The 19,607-nt window shown below is 41.9% G+C and carries 16 protein-coding genes; 7 read left to right on the plus strand and 9 right to left on the minus strand.

Annotated elements, in window-relative coordinates; all coding sequences use genetic code 11:
- Positions 1-29 precede the first annotated feature (29 nt).
- The 5 genes from F0226_RS06485 to rplU all read right to left on the minus strand — a co-directional run bounded on the left by F0226_RS06485 (position 30) and on the right by rplU (position 3,477).
- Positions 30-503: a threonine/serine exporter family protein gene (locus tag F0226_RS06485; RefSeq protein ID WP_137374422.1), complete on the minus strand. Its 474-nt coding sequence runs from the start codon at positions 501-503 to the stop codon at positions 30-32.
- Complete coding sequence (locus F0226_RS06490; protein WP_171734888.1) at positions 500-1,270, minus strand: threonine/serine exporter family protein; 771 nt, start codon at positions 1,268-1,270, stop codon at positions 500-502. The genes F0226_RS06485 and F0226_RS06490 overlap by 4 nt, the downstream gene beginning before the upstream one ends.
- A 124-nt stretch (positions 1,271-1,394) precedes the next feature.
- A complete protein-coding gene (gene cgtA / locus F0226_RS06495) occupies positions 1,395-2,567 on the minus strand; it encodes an Obg family GTPase CgtA (protein WP_137374420.1) in 1,173 nt (390 codons plus the stop codon).
- Positions 2,568-2,888: 321 nt separating this feature from the next.
- Complete coding sequence (gene rpmA, locus F0226_RS06500; RefSeq protein ID WP_004735905.1) at positions 2,889-3,146, minus strand: 50S ribosomal protein L27; 258 nt, start codon at positions 3,144-3,146, stop codon at positions 2,889-2,891.
- Positions 3,147-3,165: 19 nt separating this feature from the next.
- Positions 3,166-3,477, minus strand: coding sequence for a 50S ribosomal protein L21 (gene rplU, locus F0226_RS06505; protein WP_004740823.1), 312 nt, complete (start codon positions 3,475-3,477; stop codon positions 3,166-3,168).
- Between the two features lie 268 nt (positions 3,478-3,745).
- Here rplU and ispB point away from each other — a divergent pair, with 268 nt between their 5' ends.
- Positions 3,746-4,717 carry an octaprenyl diphosphate synthase gene (gene ispB, locus F0226_RS06510; RefSeq protein ID WP_137374419.1) on the plus strand — a complete coding sequence of 324 codons (972 nt, stop codon included), beginning with the start codon at positions 3,746-3,748 and terminating at the stop codon, positions 4,715-4,717.
- Positions 4,718-4,901: 184 nt separating this feature from the next.
- Here the strand turns inward: ispB and mdh are convergent, their stop codons facing one another.
- Positions 4,902-5,837 carry a malate dehydrogenase gene (mdh, locus tag F0226_RS06515; RefSeq protein ID WP_171734889.1) on the minus strand — a complete coding sequence of 312 codons (936 nt, stop codon included), beginning with the start codon at positions 5,835-5,837 and terminating at the stop codon, positions 4,902-4,904.
- Between the two features lie 332 nt (positions 5,838-6,169).
- On the opposite strand from mdh, the gene argR reads away from it, so the two are divergent.
- The 4 genes from argR to F0226_RS06535 all read left to right on the plus strand — a co-directional run bounded on the left by argR (position 6,170) and on the right by F0226_RS06535 (position 11,340).
- The gene (gene argR, locus F0226_RS06520) at positions 6,170-6,640 is read left to right on the plus strand and encodes a transcriptional regulator ArgR (protein WP_137374417.1); all 471 of its coding nucleotides are present in this window, start codon (positions 6,170-6,172) and stop codon (positions 6,638-6,640) included.
- A 367-nt stretch (positions 6,641-7,007) separates the two neighbouring features.
- Positions 7,008-7,976, plus strand: coding sequence for a TAXI family TRAP transporter solute-binding subunit (locus F0226_RS06525; RefSeq protein WP_171734890.1), 969 nt, complete (start codon positions 7,008-7,010; stop codon positions 7,974-7,976).
- Positions 7,977-8,234: 258 nt separating this feature from the next.
- Positions 8,235-10,814 carry a TRAP transporter permease gene (locus F0226_RS06530; protein ID WP_171734891.1) on the plus strand — a complete coding sequence of 860 codons (2,580 nt, stop codon included), beginning with the start codon at positions 8,235-8,237 and terminating at the stop codon, positions 10,812-10,814.
- An 88-nt stretch (positions 10,815-10,902) separates the two neighbouring features.
- Entirely contained in the window at positions 10,903-11,340 is a 438-nt protein-coding gene (locus F0226_RS06535) for a universal stress protein (RefSeq protein ID WP_137374414.1), read from the plus strand.
- 91 nt (positions 11,341-11,431) lie between these two features.
- Here F0226_RS06535 and F0226_RS06540 read toward each other — a convergent pair whose 3' ends face one another.
- On the minus strand, positions 11,432-12,385 hold the full coding sequence (locus F0226_RS06540; protein ID WP_171734892.1) for a D-2-hydroxyacid dehydrogenase: 954 nt from the start codon (positions 12,383-12,385) through the stop codon (positions 11,432-11,434).
- 68 nt (positions 12,386-12,453) lie between these two features.
- Positions 12,454-13,188 carry a bifunctional tRNA pseudouridine(32) synthase/23S rRNA pseudouridine(746) synthase RluA gene (gene rluA, locus F0226_RS06545; protein ID WP_171734893.1) on the minus strand — a complete coding sequence of 245 codons (735 nt, stop codon included), beginning with the start codon at positions 13,186-13,188 and terminating at the stop codon, positions 12,454-12,456.
- Between the two features lie 224 nt (positions 13,189-13,412).
- On the opposite strand from rluA, the gene F0226_RS06550 reads away from it, so the two are divergent.
- Complete coding sequence (locus tag F0226_RS06550) at positions 13,413-14,687, plus strand: divalent metal cation transporter (RefSeq protein WP_171734894.1); 1,275 nt, start codon at positions 13,413-13,415, stop codon at positions 14,685-14,687.
- Between the two features lie 106 nt (positions 14,688-14,793).
- Here F0226_RS06550 and rapA read toward each other — a convergent pair whose 3' ends face one another.
- Positions 14,794-17,703, minus strand: coding sequence for an RNA polymerase-associated protein RapA (rapA, locus tag F0226_RS06555; RefSeq protein ID WP_171734895.1), 2,910 nt, complete (start codon positions 17,701-17,703; stop codon positions 14,794-14,796).
- A gap of 437 nt (positions 17,704-18,140) precedes the next feature.
- Between rapA and F0226_RS06560 the strand changes: the two genes are divergently transcribed.
- Entirely contained in the window at positions 18,141-19,544 is a 1,404-nt protein-coding gene (locus F0226_RS06560) for a PhoH family protein (protein WP_171734896.1), read from the plus strand.
- The last annotated feature ends 63 nt before the right edge of the window (positions 19,545-19,607 follow it).

Below are 19,607 nucleotides of genomic sequence, written 5' to 3' on the forward strand. Positions count from 1 at the left end.
AGAAATTCATACATGCCCAAAATTGTTGATTAAACAATGGGTCTGCGACGATAGAATAACAGCCCAGGCATAGCTAATCCAATCGCAAGACCTGCAATAATAAACATCGCTTTAAGGAAATTTTCCATCAACATTGCCACCAATTCAGGTGTATAACCTAAGTTATTAATCTCAACCATCGCGATCATTGCTTTAAACGCGAATACTCCGGGGACCATAGGAATCAAAGCAGCGACGGTAAACACCTTCGGGTGAGCTAACAGTTTACGAGACCACACCACACCAATCATGCCCACAAGAGTTGCCGCAAAAAAAGTGGCCCACTCGATAGGGACACCAAACTCCATCATCAGATATCGACTGCCGTGACCAATAGCACCACCCAAGGCACAATAAATCAGCGCACGTTGTGGGACGTTAAAAACCAATGCAAACCCGACAGCAGGAATGGATGCGAAGAACATATCATTCAATAAACCAAGTAACAGATCGAATGTCATCATTGCCCCACCCACCCAAACACACCTGAGATATTCATTGCCGCTACAATGCCTAAGCTCGTCGCAAGAGTCAGTAGACTCGCCATCGTAAAACGTGCAATTCCCATATTAATATGCCCTTTCAACATATCAGCAACAGAATTAATTAAAGGGAAGCCAGGGACAAGCATAAGAACAGAAGAAGCCATAACTATCGTGGGCTGATCTCCAATCTGATGAAGTACAGCCTGAGCTGAAATGACAGTCGTCACAAATGCTGTGACAGCAAAATTCATGAATGGATTGAAATGGCGATGACCAATTTCTTGTCTAACAATCATTCCACATGCAGAAGCCAAGAACGTCATCATGAATACATGCCAATCACCACCAGCAAGGCGGCTAAATGAAGCACATGAAAGACCGATCATGACTACAACAATCCATCGGTTATAACGAGCAGGGCTAATTGCATCAAGTTTTTCTTGAGCTAGAGATCTATCCAAGATCCCTTTTTCCAGCATGATACAAATACGCTGAATTTGCGTAATAACAGACATATTAATACCGCGGTCTGCACAACTTCTCGTGGTCGTTATGCAATGATCATCCATAACGGTTGTCACAACGAGTGCATTAGCAGATAACGCTACCTCAACTTCCTTCACGCCACTCGCTAACCCAATACGGCGCATTATATCCCCAACGAGTGTACTCTCTGCTCCATGAGCCAGAAGCATTTGTCCTGATTGAGCGACTAATCGAGAAATCGCCCTTTGTTTAGATTCCATGATTTCCTTCCCATAGGCTAATAAATTTCAGAGATCGATTTTGCACGAAAACCAATCGCTTCAACATGATTTAGATACAAAAAAACCGCAATTTACATTGCGGCTTTCTTTAATTAACTAATGATTAGTCACGAACATAGATAACATGACCGTCATCTTCTTCGTCGTCCCAATCATCCCAGTCGTCGTCATCTTCAGTAACAACATTTTTACCACTCATTGCATCTTTATGGTAGTCGTCCCACATGAAGTTAACTTTTTCTTCTTCTACAAATTCTTCCACTTCACGCGGTAAGTGATCCATGAAGTCAGCAAGCTTCAAGCAAAGCTCTTTCGTACCACGTTTATTCACTGCTGAAATCTTGTAGTGTTCACCTTCCCAACCTAAAGCATCTAAGATCTCTTGGATCTTTTCATCTGCATCTTCTTCAGGCATTAGATCAACTTTATTGAAGATCAACCAGCGAGGTTTTTGTGCCACTTTTTCACTGTATTGCTCAAGTTCATCCATGATCGTTAGTGCATTTTGAATCGGGTCTGACTCATCGATCGGCATAATGTCAATCATATGAAGAAGAACACGACAACGCTCTAAGTGCTTAAGGAATCGAATACCAAGACCAGCACCATCTGCAGCACCTTCGATCAGACCAGGAATGTCCGCCACTACGAAACTTTTCTCTGGGACAACACTTACCACACCTAAACTAGGGATTAAGGTAGTAAATGGGTAGTCCGCTACTTTTGGTTTCGCTGCAGATACAGAACGAATAAACGTTGATTTACCCGCATTTGGCAAGCCAAGCATACCAACATCAGCAAGCAGAAGTAGCTCTAGGCGTAATTCACGAACTTCACCTTTAGTACCCATTGTCTTTTGACGTGGAGCTCGGTTTACTGAAGATTTGAAACGAGTGTTACCTAACCCGTGCCAACCACCTTTAGCAACCATGATAGTTTTGCCGTGTTCTGCAACTTCAGCAACAATCTCATTAGTGTGAATATCTACAGCTCGAGTACCAACTGGCACTTTCAGCGTAATATCTTTACCACGCTTACCAGTACAGTTACCACCACGCCCATTCTCACCACGCTCAGCGTCATAAAAACGTTGGAAACGATAATCGATTAGTGTGTTTAAGTTCTCGTCAGCTTGAAGGTAAACATCACCGCCATCACCGCCATCACCACCATCAGGACCGCCTTTAGCAACGAACTTCTCGCGCCAAAAACTAACTGTACCATTACCGCCATCACCGGCTTCTACTTTTACTACCGCTTCATCAACGAATTTCATTTTTTACTCCGCACTGTGCGTTGCGATATCAATCGCGAGGGACTGATATAAATTCTAGCAGATCCGTATTTAGATCGATCACCTAAGATCTTCGACCAACCTGCAATAAGGAACAAATAAGAAGCCACTCTTTACTTCATCAAACAAAACTTAACTTTATAGCTATAGTTCATGTTCAAGCTCTAAGCTCTAAGCTCTAAGCTCTAAGCAAAAAGTATCTGCTTTTTTATTCCCGCTATAAATAAAAAACCCCGCCGAATCGGCAGGGCTTTTGAATTCAGCTTAAAAGCTACTGTAATTATAATCTAATTAAAGATTAGATTACTCAGCTTCAATGCTTACGAATTTACGGTTTTTAGGACCTTTTACTGCAAATTTCACTTTACCTTCAGTAAGAGCGAAAAGAGTATGGTCTTTACCGATGCCAACGTTTGTGCCAGCGTGGAACTTAGTACCACGTTGACGAACGATGATGTTACCTGCAAGAACAGATTCACCACCAAAACGCTTAACACCAAGACGTTTGCTTTCTGAATCGCGGCCGTTATTAGTAGAACCGCCAGCTTTTTTATGTGCCATTGTTAAACTCTCCTAATACTTAAGCGTTAATGCCAGTGATTTTCACTTCTGTGAACCACTGACGGTGACCAGCTTGCTTACGAGAGTGCTTACGACGACGGAACTTAACGATTTTTACTTTATCGCCACGACCGTGTTGTACTACTTCCGCAGTAACTTTACCACCTTCAACAAGAGGTGCACCAACAGCGATTTCTTCGCCGTTAGCAACAAGAAGAACTTTATCAAATTCTACAGTTGCACCAGTTTCAACGTCTAATTTCTCTAAACGAAGAGTTTGACCTTCGCTTACACGGTGTTGTTTACCACCAGATTGGAAAACAGCGTACATATTTTACTCCGCTTTTTCCGCACAGCCTATGGTTGTTAATTGTACAACTCGGGTGTGCGCTAAACTAATCAATAGGGCGCAGATTCTACTGGAACCATGACGCTATGACAAGCCATATTTTTAAAATATTGGCGAAAACATGTTCGCCAAAGAAAAGTGCCGCAATCATGCCCTTAAGTGATGTATTAATCAACGTTTTTTAGTGTATCATTCGTTAATTAAATATAATGAATAAGCCTTACAGGTTCTAACCTCAGCCGGATGAATAATGGATTTTAAAGCTATCCAAGCGCTTACTGCCGATGATATGGCAAAAGTAGATAAAACAATTCAAGCTCAACTTAATTCTGACGTAAGTTTAATCAATCAGCTCGGTTTTTATATCGTAAGTGGCGGTGGTAAACGCCTACGCCCATTGCTTGCAATCTTGTCAGCTCGTGCTCTTGGTTACCAAGGAGAAGCACACACGACCTCAGCCGCGTTTATTGAATTTATTCATACTGCCACATTACTTCATGATGATGTGGTTGATGAATCTGACATGCGTCGCGGTAAAGCCACTGCTAATGCAGCCTTTGGCAATGCAGCCAGTGTTTTAGTTGGTGACTTCATTTATACGCGCTCATTCCAAATGATGACAAAGCTAGGATCTTTAAAGATCCTTGATCTCATGAGTGAAGCGGTAAATGTAATTGCTGAGGGTGAGGTTCAGCAGTTGATGAACTGTAATAACCCAGATGTAACCGAAGAAAGCTACATGCAAGTTATCTATTCTAAAACCGCTAGACTGTTTGAAGCTGCGACTCAGATTGGTGCGATTCTTACTGAATCTTCCCCTGAGATTGAAACTGCAATGCAGAATTACGGAAAATACCTTGGTACTGCATTCCAGCTGATTGACGATGTGATGGACTACACTGCTGATGGTAAAGAGATGGGGAAAAATGTTGGGGATGACCTTGCTGAAGGCAAACCAACACTGCCACTTTTATATGCGATGCATAATGGCACCCCAGAGCAATCTAGCATGATTCGTGAAGCTATCGAGAAAGCGAATGGTATGGATAAACTGACTGAAATTCTCGCGGCTATGGATGCGACAGGGTCTCTAGAGTACACAACTCAAAAAGCGTATGAAGAAGCAGATAAAGCTATACAAGAGCTTTCTGTACTTCCTGAATCTGAATATAAAGAAGCTTTGGTTACCCTAGCCCACCTTGCAGTGAAACGCTCTAAATAAAGCAGACTAACTTCTTAGATGGCGCTGAATTACGTTCCTATATAAAGCTGCATTACGTTTCTGCTTTATATAGGACTAATAATTTATATAGTAATCACAAATTGCTTAACCATAAACATTAAAAAAGCCGCTCAATGAGCGGCTTTTTGTTTATTCGATGAAGCTTAAAACGGCTTAGTCTTACTTATTTAGCAAACTCAACACCGATTTCAATATCGCCATTTAATGTTTCAAGCATGCTATCAAGTGATGACTTCTCGAAATCGCTCAGTTCACCGTAGCTAAGAATAGCTTCTGCGCCATCTTTACCTAGTTTCACTGGTTGTGCGAAGAAAGGAGCATGTTCACCTGCACCTTCTACATATGCACATTCAATTACGTTTTCTTCACCTTGCAGTGCTTTCACTAATGCAAGACCAAAACGACAAGCAGCCTGACCCATTGATAATGTTGCACTACCGCCACCAGCTTTTGCTTCAACGACTTCAGTACCAGCGTTTTGAATACGCTTAGTTAATGCTGCAACTTCTTCAGCTGTAAACTCTACGCCTTCAACTTGAGATAGAAGAGGAAGAATTGTCACACCAGAGTGACCACCGATAACAGGTACACGGATATCGCTTGGATCTTTATCTTTCAATTCAGCAACGAACGTTTCTGAACGGATAACATCAAGAGTGGTAATACCGAATAAACGACGCTTATCGTAAACACCAGCTTTCTTTAAAACTTCAGCAGCAATTGGAACCGTTGTATTTACTGGGTTAGTAATGATACCAACGCAAGCTGTAGGACAAGTAACAGCAATCTTTTCAGCTAAAGACTTTACGATACCTGCATTGACGTTGAAAAGATCGGCACGATCCATTCCTGGCTTACGAGCAACACCAGCAGAGATAAGCACAACATCAGCACCTTCTAGCGCTGGAGTTGGATCTTCACCTGCATAACCTTTGATCGAAACAGGTGTTGGGATATGACTAAGATCAGCAGCAACACCCGGTGTAACAGGTGCAATATCGTATAAAGCTAAATCAGAACCGGCAGGGAGGCGGTTTTTAAGTAGTAGGGCTAGGGCTTGACCGATGCCACCAGCGGCACCAATAACAGCTACTTTCATTGTTATTCTCCTTGAGAACTTATCTCTTATAAGATTTTTGTAGGGTATAAAATGAGCTAATTAAGTTAGAAAACTATAGTAATCACAAAATGATTACAATCAATTAACGCTATCTTTGCGACCTCGCGCAAGTCAATAAAACCGTGCTACACAGAGCATCTGCATTATGAGAATAATCACCTGAAATAACAAAAGAAATATGCTCTAACAGCACGATTGACCATTAGTTTTTTACAGTGACACAACTAACAATTTGATATGTAAACTTGGCGGAAACTGCATATGTATGCGAAAATATGCACAATATTTATGTTAACGAATAAGAAGCCACCATGCGCAATACAGAAAAACAAGACACTTTAGTTCGCGCTTTTAAATCTTTACTAAAAGAAGAGCGTTTTGGCTCTCAAGGTGAAATCGTCGATGCTCTTAAGCTAGAAGGCTTTGAAAGCATCAACCAATCAAAAGTATCGCGCATGCTTACCAAATTTGGGGCAGTTCGAACTCGTAATGCAAAAATGGAAATGGTGTATTGCTTACCAGCAGAGCTTGGTGTCCCTACTGTTTCAAGTTCTTTACGTGAATTAGTTCTCGATATTGACCATAATGCCGCTTTAGTTGTTATCCATACCGGCCCTGGTGCTGCACAATTAATTGCTCGCTTACTGGACTCTTTAGGGAAGTCAGAAGGAATCCTTGGTGTAGTCGCTGGTGACGATACTATCTTCATCACTCCTACTTTAGCCGTGACAACGAAGCAACTATTTGATTCGGTATGCGAGCTATTTGAATACGCAGGCTAACACGTAGTGAACAGTCACTAAGTTCATAACTTCACACCTCTATTTACTATTTTAATGGATCACGGCCACTCATTATCACCGTGATCCAAATCACATCCTAGACTATTCAAAAATACCCACCAAAAACAAACTAACCTACTGATTTAAAAATACATAATGATAAAATCCGTATAATATTCATGCAGCATCCCTTAGACTTTTCCGCTATATGTTTTAACAATTGAGTAATTTTGTGCCATTTTTTTGATACTATTCAGCCACTTTTTCAACAGATGGATTGAAAAAGGTGCCGTTTCCAAATAGGAAACTCCAGAAGTAACTACACTTACTACTTCAGGGTTAATAATGAATAAAGGAAGGGAAATTCATGGCATTTACCAAACTTATTAAAGTTGGCGCAATTGCAGCTGCTGTAATGGGCGCTGGCGCGGTTAACGCTCAAGAGTTCATCACTATCGGTACAGGTTCAGTAACAGGTGTTTACTACCCTACTGGTGGTGCTATTTGTAAGCTTGTGAATAAAGGTCGTAAAGATCACAACATTCGTTGTTCTGTTGAGTCTACTGGCGGTTCTATTTACAACGTAAATACAATGCGCGCAGGTGAATTAGACTTTGGTGTTGTTCAATCAGACTGGCAATATCACGGCTATAACGGCACAAGTAAGTTCGCAGAACAAGGCGAGTACAAAAAACTTCGCGCAATGTTCTCTCTACATACAGAACCATTCAACATTATTGCTCGTACTGACTCTGGTATTAACAATGTTGCTGACCTTGCAGGTAAGCGTGTAAACATTGGTAACCCAGGCTCTGGTGACCGTGCAACTATGGGTGTTGTAATGGACGCTATGGGTTGGACGAATGACAGCTTCAAACTAGCTTCTGAACTGAAAGGTTCTGAGCGTTCACAAGCTCTTTGTGATAACAAGATTGATGCATTCATCTACATGGTTGGTCACCCGAACGGATCAATCAAAGAAGCAACAACATCATGTGACGCTAAGCTAGTTTCAGCTACTGGTCCTAAGATTGATGAAATCGTTGCTGAAAACCCTTACTACGCATACAGCTCAGTACCTGCTGGCATGTACCGTGGTACAGAAAACGACGTAAACAGCTTTGGTGTAGCCGCAACTATGGTTACAACAACAGATGTTTCAGATGAGACAGCATACAACGTAGCAAAAGCAGTTTTCGAAAACTTCTCTACGTTCAAGCGTCTACATCCAGCATTTGCTAACCTGAATAAAGAAGATATGGTGAAAGCTGGTCTTTCAATCCCTCTTCACCCAGGCGCAGTAAAATACTACAAAGAAGTAGGTCTTCTAAAGTAATAACGCTTTAGCCTACCGAACCAATAAGGGTGATTAACATCCTTATTGGTTTTTCACGTTTTATAATACAAAAAGTAACCAGCGTGAAAAGAAAACAATCTTTAAGTTAATCCATTTTGGATAACTTACCTTCGTTTCAAGCCTAAGATAAATCAAAACCAGAACACATTTTCCCATCTATTTACTACACTAATAGATGTTTGAGAGGTTCTGCTGTTTTGTTTATAGGTGAGACCATCAATAATAAGGATAAAGTACATGACGCAGACAACTTCACCGTCTTCAGATGTGCAAGAAATGGTGGCACAGTCCGACACTGGTGCACGTAGCCCAAGCGGCTTACAAGGTCGTATTCTATGGTTTGTGCCTTTATGTTGGTCATTATTCCAACTTTGGTATGCATCACCGCTACCGTTTATATTCGACTTTGCTATTTTAAATGACACTGAAGCTCGTTCAATCCATTTAACTTTTGCTATTTTCCTAGCATTTACTGCTTATCCGGCGCTAAAAAGCTCCCCGCGAGATCATATCCCTGCGATAGATTGGATATTGGCTCTAGCCGGCAGCTTCTCCGCAGCGTATATCTATATTTTTTACACAGAGCTTGCCAATCGTTCTGGCGCTCCAACCACTTTTGATATTGTTGCCGCAGTAACAGGTATGGTGCTTCTTTTAGAAGCAACTCGTCGCGCGTTAGGTCCTCCGCTAATGGTGGTGGCTGCCGTATTCTTGTTATATACATTTGGCGGTCCTCACATGCCAGATGTCATTGCTCATAAAGGCGCAAGCTTAAACAAAGCAATGTCTCATCTATGGCTGACAACTGAAGGTGTATTTGGTGTTGCTTTAGGCGTATCTACCTCTTTCGTATTCTTGTTTGTACTCTTTGGTGCCATGCTAGAACGAGCTGGTGCTGGCGCATACTTCATTAAAGTTGCGTTCTCTCTACTTGGACACATGAAAGGCGGCCCTGCAAAAGCAGCGGTTGTGGCTTCTGGTCTTTCTGGTTTAGTTTCTGGTTCATCGATTGCTAACGTAGTAACAACCGGTACTTTTACCATTCCACTCATGAAACGTGTGGGTTTTTCAGGTGAAAAAGCGGGCGCAGTAGAAGTTGCCGCTTCTACTAACGGTCAATTAACACCACCAATCATGGGTGCAGCTGCATTCTTAATGGTCGAATACGTAGGTATCTCATACGTTGAAGTTATTAAAGCCGCTCTACTTCCTGCCTTAATTTCTTATATCGCTCTAATTTACATTGTTCACTTAGAAGCATGTAAAGCAGGCATGACAGGGCTTCCTCGTCGCCGTACACCAACTATTGTTCAAAGCTTGCTGTCGTTCACTGGCACAATTCTAGGCTTATGTGTAATAAGCGCTGCTGTTTACTACGGTGTTGGTTGGACAAAAGATGTATTCGGCGATGCAGCAACACCTATCGTAACGATTGCTCTACTCATCTCTTACGTAGCGTTAGTTCGAGTATCAGCGAAATACGCAGTTGAAGGTGGACTCGAAATCGATGAAAACCTAACTGAAGTTCCTGAACCAGGTCCAACAGTGAAATCTGGTCTTCACTTTTTATTACCTATCGTTGTACTGGTTTGGTGTCTAACCGTTGAGCGTTTCTCTCCAGGCTTATCGGCATTTTGGGCAACGGTATTCATGATCTTTATCTTGATTACACAACGTCCATTAATGGCATTAATGAACAAGTCAGATGATCTTGCGACCCAAACTAAAGCCGGATTTATCGACCTTGCTGAAAGCTTAGTGTCTGGTGCGAGAAACATGATCGGTATCGGTGTAGCGACAGCGGCCGCAGGTACTGTTGTTGGCGTAGTAACGCTAACAGGTATTGGACTTGTAATGACTGATTTCGTTGAGTTTATCTCAGGCGGAAGCATCATTCTTATGCTTCTGTTCACAGCGGTTATCAGCTTGATCTTAGGTATGGGTCTACCCACTACAGCAAACTATATTGTTGTATCGACTCTAATGGCTCCAGTTATCGTAACGCTAGGTGCAGCGCACGGCTTAATCATCCCACTGATTGCGGTTCACTTATTTGTGTTCTATTTCGGTATTCTGGCTGATGATACTCCACCCGTTGGTTTAGCCGCATTTGCAGCTGCCGCTATCGCGAAATCAGATCCAATTCGTACCGGTATCCAAGGTTTTACCTACGATATCCGAACCGCGATTTTGCCATTCATGTTCATATTCAATACTCAACTGCTATTGATGGGCATTGATTCTTGGTGGCACTTAGCACTCACAATTTTCTCATCGGTTACAGCTGTCCTTATTTTTGCAGCAGCAACACAAGGTTGGTGGTTTACGAAGAATAAATGGTGGGAAACGATCCTTCTGATCGCACTTACTTTCACATTCTTCCGCCCTGGCTTCTGGTGGGACATGGTGTACCCAGCTAAAGTTCTTTCTCCAGGAGTTGAGATTGCTCAAATCACTGAAAATCTTTCTGTGGGACAATCACTTGAGTTAAGAATTGGTGGTGAAAACTTAGAAGGTGACTATTCTGAGAAAACCGTTCGTCTTCCATTTGAAGATTCAGCGATAACAGCGGATGACAGAATCGCATCAATGGGATTAATGCTAACGGAAACTGACGGCAAGATGATTGTTGATATGGTTGAATTTGGTAGCCCTGCAGAAGCGTCTGGTATTGATTTTGATTGGGAAATTAAATCCATCATCCAACCAGCTGAAAGACCAATGAAAGAATGGGTATTTTTACCAGCATTGCTAATTTTAATTGGCTTAGCGATGAATCAAAGAAGACGTGCTCGTAAGGATGAGATTAGTGCGTAATGTATTTAGCCATACGGGCTTTATACTATGGAAAGGATCATTACAGCACCTAGCCTAACCTAGGTGCTGGTTAAAAAGAGAATAAAACATGTATAAACAAATCCTTGTTCCTGTTGATCTTAATGATAAAGGCTTTGCTGATAAAGCCGTTGAACTTGCAGTTTGGCACGCAAAGCACAGCAATGCAGAAGTACATTTACTGAATGTTCTACCGGGCATTCATATGTCAATGGTCGCATCTTATTTTCCGAAAGATGCAGCAAATCAGATGAAGTTGGATGTAAAAAACCAGCTGAAAGAATTTGCTGATAAACATATTGATGATGAAATCATTTACAAAGTACATGTATCGGAAGGTAAAGCTTATTCGACTATTTTAGATTTCGCAGAAAAGCTTGGAGCAGACCTAATCGTTATGCCAAGTCATAAGCGTTCTAAGATCGATAAAGTAGTACTTGGTTCAGTGGCGAGTAAAGTCGTACAAAATTCACCGATTAATGTTTTGGTCGTAAAGCCTCAAGGCTAAACATGCTTTTCTAATAAAGATCAAAAACTTCAATTCGATATCAAAAAAGGTTGCTCTAACGGCAACCTTTTTTATTTCCTAACTCGTCAATTTATACCACTCGATTAAGCCTTTCATCACGCATAAAACTATTCAGATTTTCTATCAGGATATCGGATAAAGCTTGAATTGCAGAGTCACTTCCCCAAGCAACATGCGGCGTTAAAATAAGATTTGGCAAATGGCTATTCGCCAACAATGGATTACTTTTATCGGCGGGCTCTTCACTAAAGACATCAACGCCAGCCCCTGCAATCTCGCCAGTTTGTAATCCATCCACTAATGCTTGTTCATGAACTAAGTTACCCCGACCTGCGTTAATTAGCACGGCACTTCTTTTCATCAACAACAGCTCACTTTTACCAATGAGATGATGAGTTTCTTCATTTAAAGGGCAATGCAGAGTGATAGCATCAGATTGTTGAAGCACTTCTTCAAATGGCAAGTAACCCTCTCGACAAATGCTTGCGCCTTTTCTTTCTGAAAAAAGTACATTCATCCCAATAGCTTTCGCCAGTAAGGCTGTGGCTTGACCTAATCCGCCACTACCAATAATTCCAAGCGTACTACCTGATACATCTTGAATAGGGTGAGTAAAAAAACAGAACTGCTTATCTTTTTGCCATTCACCCTTTTCAATATCTTGATGATAGCCTACTAAGTTTCTCTTCAATGCAAATAGCATCGCGATAACATGCTCAGGCACGGATTGAGTGGCATAACCTTGAACATTAGCGACCCCTATCCCATTAGCCTTACAGTAGGCTGTGTCTACGTTATTCACACCGGTTGCCGAGATTGCAATAAGTCGTAAGCGAGTCGCTTGTGATAAATTTGGGGCATTAAGAATGACTTTATTGGTAATCACAATGTCTGCATCAATAATGCGTTCTTGAACCTGTTCAGGCTTCGTAAAATCAAACTCTACCCAAGTATGCTCAAAGTTAGGTTTCTTTAATTGGATCTGAGATGGAATCGTTGCGCGATCTAAAAATACAATTTTCATTTGTGCTTTGGCATCCTTGCTTTTACGTATTTATGCTTAGAAAAATTCGAGAGCTGTAACGGTTAAACTTAAGCTTTTAACTTTTTATAGTCTGGTAGCTCTGTCGCAATCTCAAAATGTTGGCGGACTTGCGGCTCTGCTTCTTTATAAAAATCACACGGAACAAAGGCACTGAATAATTGATTATCAGCAGGGTGATAAAAACTCAGCTCACACGCATGTAACTCTAAGCGGTCAGAAAAAGCATACGCTTCAGGTGAAGCATAAAACTCATCACCGACAATTGAGTGACCAATTTCCATGGAATGCACTCGTAATTGATGTGAACGCCCAGTGATAGGTAATAGGCGTAGCAGCGTAGTATTCTGATCATACTGAACAACTTGGTAACGGGTTTGCGAAGGCTTGCCATGCTCATAGCACACTTTCTGTCTTGGTCTATTTGGCCAGTCACAGATGAGCGGTAAATCAATCATTCCCTCTTGCTGTTCTACTTTTCCCCATACTTTCGCGTAATACACTTTATGGGTAAGCCTGTATTGAAATTGTTTTTTCAATGAACGCTCAGCTTCTTTATGTTTGGCTAAGAGCATCAATCCTGATGTCGACATGTCTAAACGATGTACTACTTGGATTTCGGGAAACTCGGCAACCAAGCGACTCCACATGCTGTCGTAATGTTCAGGCGCTCGCCCCGGTACAGACAGTAAACCAGGTGGTTTATTGACAACCAAAACATCGTCATCTTGATAAACAATATCAATCCAAGGTTCTGTTGGAGGGGTGTACTCGAGCATCGCCATAATTGTTCTCTTCTATATGTTAGCTGCGGAATGTTAGTTAGCTTCGGAATATTAGTTAGCTGCGAAATATTGGCTGCAGAATGTTAGCCGCGGAGTATAGCAGAGCAAACACGATGAAAATATTTCCCAAACATCAATTAAACCGTACAGATGTATTGACGACAAAATCAAATGTGTTAAAGATGGTTTCCTTAACAATAAAATAACACATCAAAGGATGGATGATGGAAAATACGGCTCACCCGACAAAAGAACCCCAAAAATCTAACGCAATAACAAAACTGCTCAATTCTTTAGGTCCTGGGATCATGATGGCAGCTGCGGCTGTTGGCGGTTCTCACCTTGTAGCTTCAACTAAAGCAGGTGCCATTTATGGCTGGCAGCTCGCGGGGCTCATTCTTTTAGTCAACGTTTTCAAATATCCATTTTTCCGAGCCGGTGTTCAGTACACGATGGGGACGGGACAAAGCTTAGTTGAAGGTTACTCACAATTAGGTCGTCCTTACCTTATTATTTTCTCAATTCTGAGCAGTATTTCTGCTGTCGTAAATACCGCCGCTTTATTGTTATTTAGCGCCAGTCTGCTCAGTTATTTTATTCCTGTCGAACTCGCCACCACCACGCTGTGTATGATTGTCCTAGCCACTTGCCTGATTATTTTATTTGCAGGGCACTACCGCGCTTTAGACAGCTTATCCAAAGTGATCATGGCAACCCTAACCATTACGACATTAGCTGCCGTTGCGATGGCTCTTGGTTCCCCTGTTGAGCCTGCCGACGCATTTGTTCCGCCATCGCCTTGGTCTTTAGCCGCAATTGGGTTTATCGTCGTAACAATGGGCTGGATGCCTGCGCCAATCGAGATTTCAAGTATCACTTCAATGTGGTTAAAAAGTCAGGTAAACAAACAGGATGTTACCGCTAAGTCTGCTCTATTTGATTTTAATATCGGTTATATCGGCACAGCGTTATTAGCCATTGTATTCCTTGCTCTTGGTGCTTTAGTCCTGCACGGATCTGGTGTTGAATTTTCAAGATCAGGTATGGGGTTTGCTCAACAACTTGTTGGGATGTATGCCACAACGATTGGTGAATGGTCTCGACCGCTTATTGCCGTGATTGCCTTCTTCTGTATCTTTGGCAGTACAATTACGGTTATTGATGGCTATGCTCGTGTGTTAGCTGAATCTCAACGTTTACTCTTCAAACAAGAAGCAAAACCTGGGTTCACTCAAGCCTGGATTATTGTTATTTCAGTACTGGCTTTGGCAATTGTTGCCTTTTTCACTTCAGCACTGATGCCAATGCTTAACTTTGCGATGATTATGGCTTTTGTGACGACACCATTTTTTGCCCTTCTTAACTACATTCTTGTAAGCAAAGCTGAGTTGCCGGAAGAACTGGCGATGGGTAGTAAGCTCAAAGGGCTTTCAATTATAGGCTTAATCTACCTCTTTGGTTTTCTTGCTGTATTCGTTTGGTGGAAATGGTTTATTTAATCAGTTCTTTAAACCGCTTACTTAGAGTAAACCTCCGAAACCTAGATACAAATAAGGCCTTCAAATGAAGGCCTTATTTAATATTTCATGATGCTTTTATTACTGATTAATTATGAGAAACCACAATCAGACGTAATGAATCTAGCTGTACTTGCGCTTTACTGATGTAACCCGTTAGTTGAGTAATTTGAGTCTCAATCGCTTCAAGTTCTTCATCACGGATATTAGGGTTAACCGCTTTCAAGGCCTGTAAACGTTCTAACTCACCATTAAGATTCGCCAGCATGTCTTGTTGAGCTTGCTCTCTCACTTCCTCAACCTTCGGCAATACCTGAGCTTCACCAGCTTCAATCAAACTATGAATATCGGCTTGAACTGAGCTTACTAGCTTACTTGCCAGGTGTCGGTTAACAGGACTTAATTGACGGTTAAAGCTATCAAATTCCACTTGAGCAGATAGGTCATTACCACGAGCATCCATCATTAGACGAATTGGCGTTTTAGGTAAGAACTGACTGATCCCACTTCGTTTAGGCGCTTGCGCATCCACAAGGTATACAAGCTCAAGTAAAATGGTGCCAACCGGCAGCGCTTTATTTTTCAATAATGAAACCGCAGATGTGCCCACGCCTTCGCTGAGTAGTAAATCAATACCACCTTGAATCATCGGGTGTTCCCAGCTAATGAAGTTCATATCTTCACGAGAAAGCGCTGTTTCTCTATCAAATGTGATCGTTGCCCCTTCATAAGGCAGGCCAGGGTAGCTTGGTACCATCATATGCTCTGACGGTGTTACTACTAACGCATTTTCGCCTTTATCATCTTGGTTCAAACCAATCGTATCGAATAGGCTCAAAGCAAAAGTAACAAGGTTTGTATCGCCGTCCGTAGAAGCTATTTTCTCTGCAATGTCATGCGCTTTATCGCCGCCATTAGAATGCATTTCTAATAGACGATCTCGACCTTTTTCAAGGTCCGATTTTAACGCTTTATTCAGTTTTGCAGACTCTGCAATGACTTCATCAAGCTGCTCAGTGTTACCTGAAGCAAGCATAGAAATCAGTTCACCTGAGAATTTGTCATACACGGTACGACCAGTTGGGCAAGTTTCAGCGAAAGCATTCAAGCCTTCATCAAACCAGCGAGCAAGAATTGCCTGAGATGTACCCTTCAGATAAGGAACATGCACATCAATGTCACGCAATTGACCAATACGGTCTAAACGACCAATACGCTGCTCTAATAAGTCTGGGTTAAATGGCAAATCGAACATAACCAGTTGATTTGCAAATTGGAAGTTACGACCTTCAGAACCAATCTCACTACAAATAAGAACCTGCGCTCCGCCTTCTTCTTGTGCAAAATACGCCGCTGCTTTATCGCGTTCAATAATAGACATGCCTTCATGGAAGACTGTGGCACGAATACCTTCACGTTCACGCAGAGCTTGCTCTAATTGCAGAGCGGTACTAGAACGAGAAGCAATAACCAACACTTTCTCACTGCGCTTTTCTTGGATTTTTTCAAGTAACCAGTTAACGCGAGAATCAAACTGCCACCAGCTTGAATCTTCCCCTTCAAACTCTTGAAAAATCTCTTCAGGGTAAAGCATTTTCATGGCACGAGCTTCAGGAGCCATCTTTCCACCAATCATGCCAGATACACGCATTGAAGTAGTGTACTGAGACGGGATGTCCATTGGCAGTAAATGTACGTTTCGCTTAGGGAAACCTTTAATCGCAGCACGCGTATTTCGGAATAACACACGTCCAGTGCCGTGGCGATCCATTAAGTTATCAATCAACTCTTGGCGTGACGCTGCTTTTTCTTCTTCGAGGCTATCGCCTTCAATAATGCGGAATAGTGGCTCTACATCTTGCTCAGACAATAGCTCTGTAATTTGGTTTTTAGCGCTATCTTCAAGCTTCATTCCTGAGAACAAAGCCGTTACAGCATCTGCAACGGGTGCGTACTGATCTTCTTCTGCAACAAAAGCCTCGTAATCATAGAAACGATCAGGATCCAATAAACGAAGACGAGCGAAGTGGCTTTCACGACCTAGCTGCTCAGGTGTGGCGGTAAGCAATAAGACACCAGCCGTTTGCTCAGCTAAACCTTCAATAACTTGGTACTGACGGCTTGGTTTTTCTTGGCTCCACTCAAGGTGATGAGCTTCATCAACAACCAGTAAATCCCATTCACCTTCAAGTGCTTGTTCAAAACGTTTGCGGCTTTTTCGTAAGAAATCAAGAGAGCAAAGTACATATTGCTGAGTATCAAATGGGTTATCTGATTCAGCAAAAGCTTCGATGCAGCGCTCTTCATCAAAGATAGAGAAATGCAGGTTAAAACGACGCATCATTTCAACAAGCCATTGATGTTGCAGCGTTTCGGGTACAACGATTAAGATTCGCTCAGCACGACCAGCCAACACTTGTTGGTGAATGATCATACCCGCTTCAATGGTTTTACCTAAGCCAACTTCATCAGCGAGTAATACTCGCGGTGCATGACGACGACCGACTTCATGAGCAATATAAAGCTGATGAGGAATTAGACCTGCACGCATTCCGCATAAGCCACGCATAGGGCTTTTATGCTGTTGATATTGATTGCTTAGTGCTCGGTAACGTAAAACAAAGTTGTCCATGCGATCAATCTGACCGGCATACAATTTATCTTGAGGTTTGTTAAAACGAATTTGATTGCTCAAAAAGATCTCACGAAGAACAATGCCGCCTTCCTCAGTGTCTGTACGCGTGCCTAAGTAAGTAAGAAGACCTTTATCTTCAATCACTTCTTCGACGCTCAAAGACCAACCTTCTTGACACTCGATGACATCACCGACATTGAACGTTACTCGGGTTACGGGTGCTTCAGTTCGTGCGTACACACGATTTTCTTCTGACGCCGCAAACATTATTGTAACTGTGCGAGCATCCATTGCTACAACGGTACCTAAACCTAAATCGCTTTCCGTATCGCTAATCCAGCGTTGCCCCAAAGCAAATGTCATGAATCGACTACCTCATCTTAATGTGTGTAATTTGGTCTTTTTCAAAATGGCTATTTTTATAGTAGTGAAAAAACGTTCAACTTTCCGCCACTTTTCTAATCAACGCTCGATAATAAAGCTTGTTAGAGAATGGTATAGAAAAAGGTCGCTAATCTTACTTGATGCTGTGATTTAGGTCACGTCTAAAGGTCGCTATTTCCATGCTTTTTTTTAGTTTTCTTAAATGAAATAAAACTGAAAAAAATTCATGCTTAATCTATAGATAGCAGATTAATAGAAGTGACGGTATGGAGCGTATTTCAAATAAAAATACCAAGCCCAATACTTTTTAATTTGCCTCATTGGTTAAGTATTTATCTACACTTACTCTAATACTTAACGACTTAAACCCGTATTCAATCAATGCAATACAAGCCGACTTTCGGCAAGGAGATGCTATGGGCGATACCACACGGAAACTGTTCGTTTTAGATACCAATATCCTACTTCATGAACCTTATGCGATTTATTCATTTCAAGAGCATGATGTCGTCATTCCAATGACAGTCCTCGAAGAGCTCGATCGAATTAAAGACAGTAAGCGCGATGTAGCTCGCGATGCTCGGGTTGCCATTCGAACTTTAGAAGATCTTTTTCACGATGCTACTCCTGACCAAATATCTGAAGGCATCCCTTTTTCTAAAGACATACAAGGTTCAGGGAATAAAGGAACTGAAGCATCTGGCACCATTTCGATACTTGCAGATTATGAGCTTCAAGAAACGGTCAAAGCTTTCAATGATGATAAAGCGGGCGATAATCGAATTCTCAACGCTGTTATCTATTTACAGAATAAACGAGCGCCTCGTGAAGTCGTTCTCATCACTAAAGACATCAACATGCGTTTGAAAGCTAAAGGCGCTGGCGTTCGCTTTGTTGAAGACTATCAAACCGATCAATTAATTGATGATATTCAATATTTAACGAAAGGGTTTCAACAGCTTGAAGGCACATTTTGGGATGGTATAGAGAATGTAGAAAGCCGAAACATTGCAGGTAAAACGCTGCATACCATGGATAGAGAACCTTTTGAGCCGACTTTTATTAATCAATACATCATCGACCAAGACAGTGACTTTGCAGGGCGAGTGGAAGAAATTACCACAGAACAGATAACGCTGAGAGATTTAAGCCGAGAAAGGATAATGAACCGCAGAGCGTGGGACATTACTCCTAAGAATGTTTATCAAGGCATGGCGATTGATGCTCTGCTCGATCCTGACATTGATCTGGTGATCTTAACCGGTGCAGCGGGAAGCGGTAAAACGTTATTAGCGATGGCTGCCGCCCTTGAACAAACCATCGAACGCAAGATGTTCGATAAGATCATAGTGACTCGAAATACTCCAGATATTGGTGAGTCCATCGGTTTTTTACCAGGTACAGAAGAAGAGAAAATGCTTCCTTGGCTGGCAGCAGTAACCGATACACTCGAAGCGTTACACAAAAACGATCACTGTACTGAAGGTTCGATGAAATACATTTGTGACAAAGCCAACATCCAATTTAAGTCGATCAACTTTATGCGTGGACGATCCATCCAAAATGCCTTCGTGCTATTGGATGAATGCCAGAACCTGACCGCTTCTCAAATCAAAACTATTATTACCCGTTGTGGTGAAGGCACCAAGATTGTGTGCTCTGGTAATTTAGCGCAGATTGATTCGGCTTATCTTACTCCAGTGACTTCTGGTCTCACCTATATGGTAGAAAGATTTAAAAACTTTGAAGGCAGCGCGAATATTCATTTAAATGGAGTAGTGCGCAGCCGACTAGCCGAGTTTGCAGAAGAGAATATGTAATACCTCTGTCGTATCCCAAAATGCAGATTCTAAACAGGTTTAACCTAAAGCCGATATAAATCG

The sequence above is a fragment of the Vibrio sp. 99-70-13A1 genome (genome assembly GCF_013114625.1).
Lineage (GTDB): Bacteria > Pseudomonadota > Gammaproteobacteria > Enterobacterales > Vibrionaceae > Vibrio.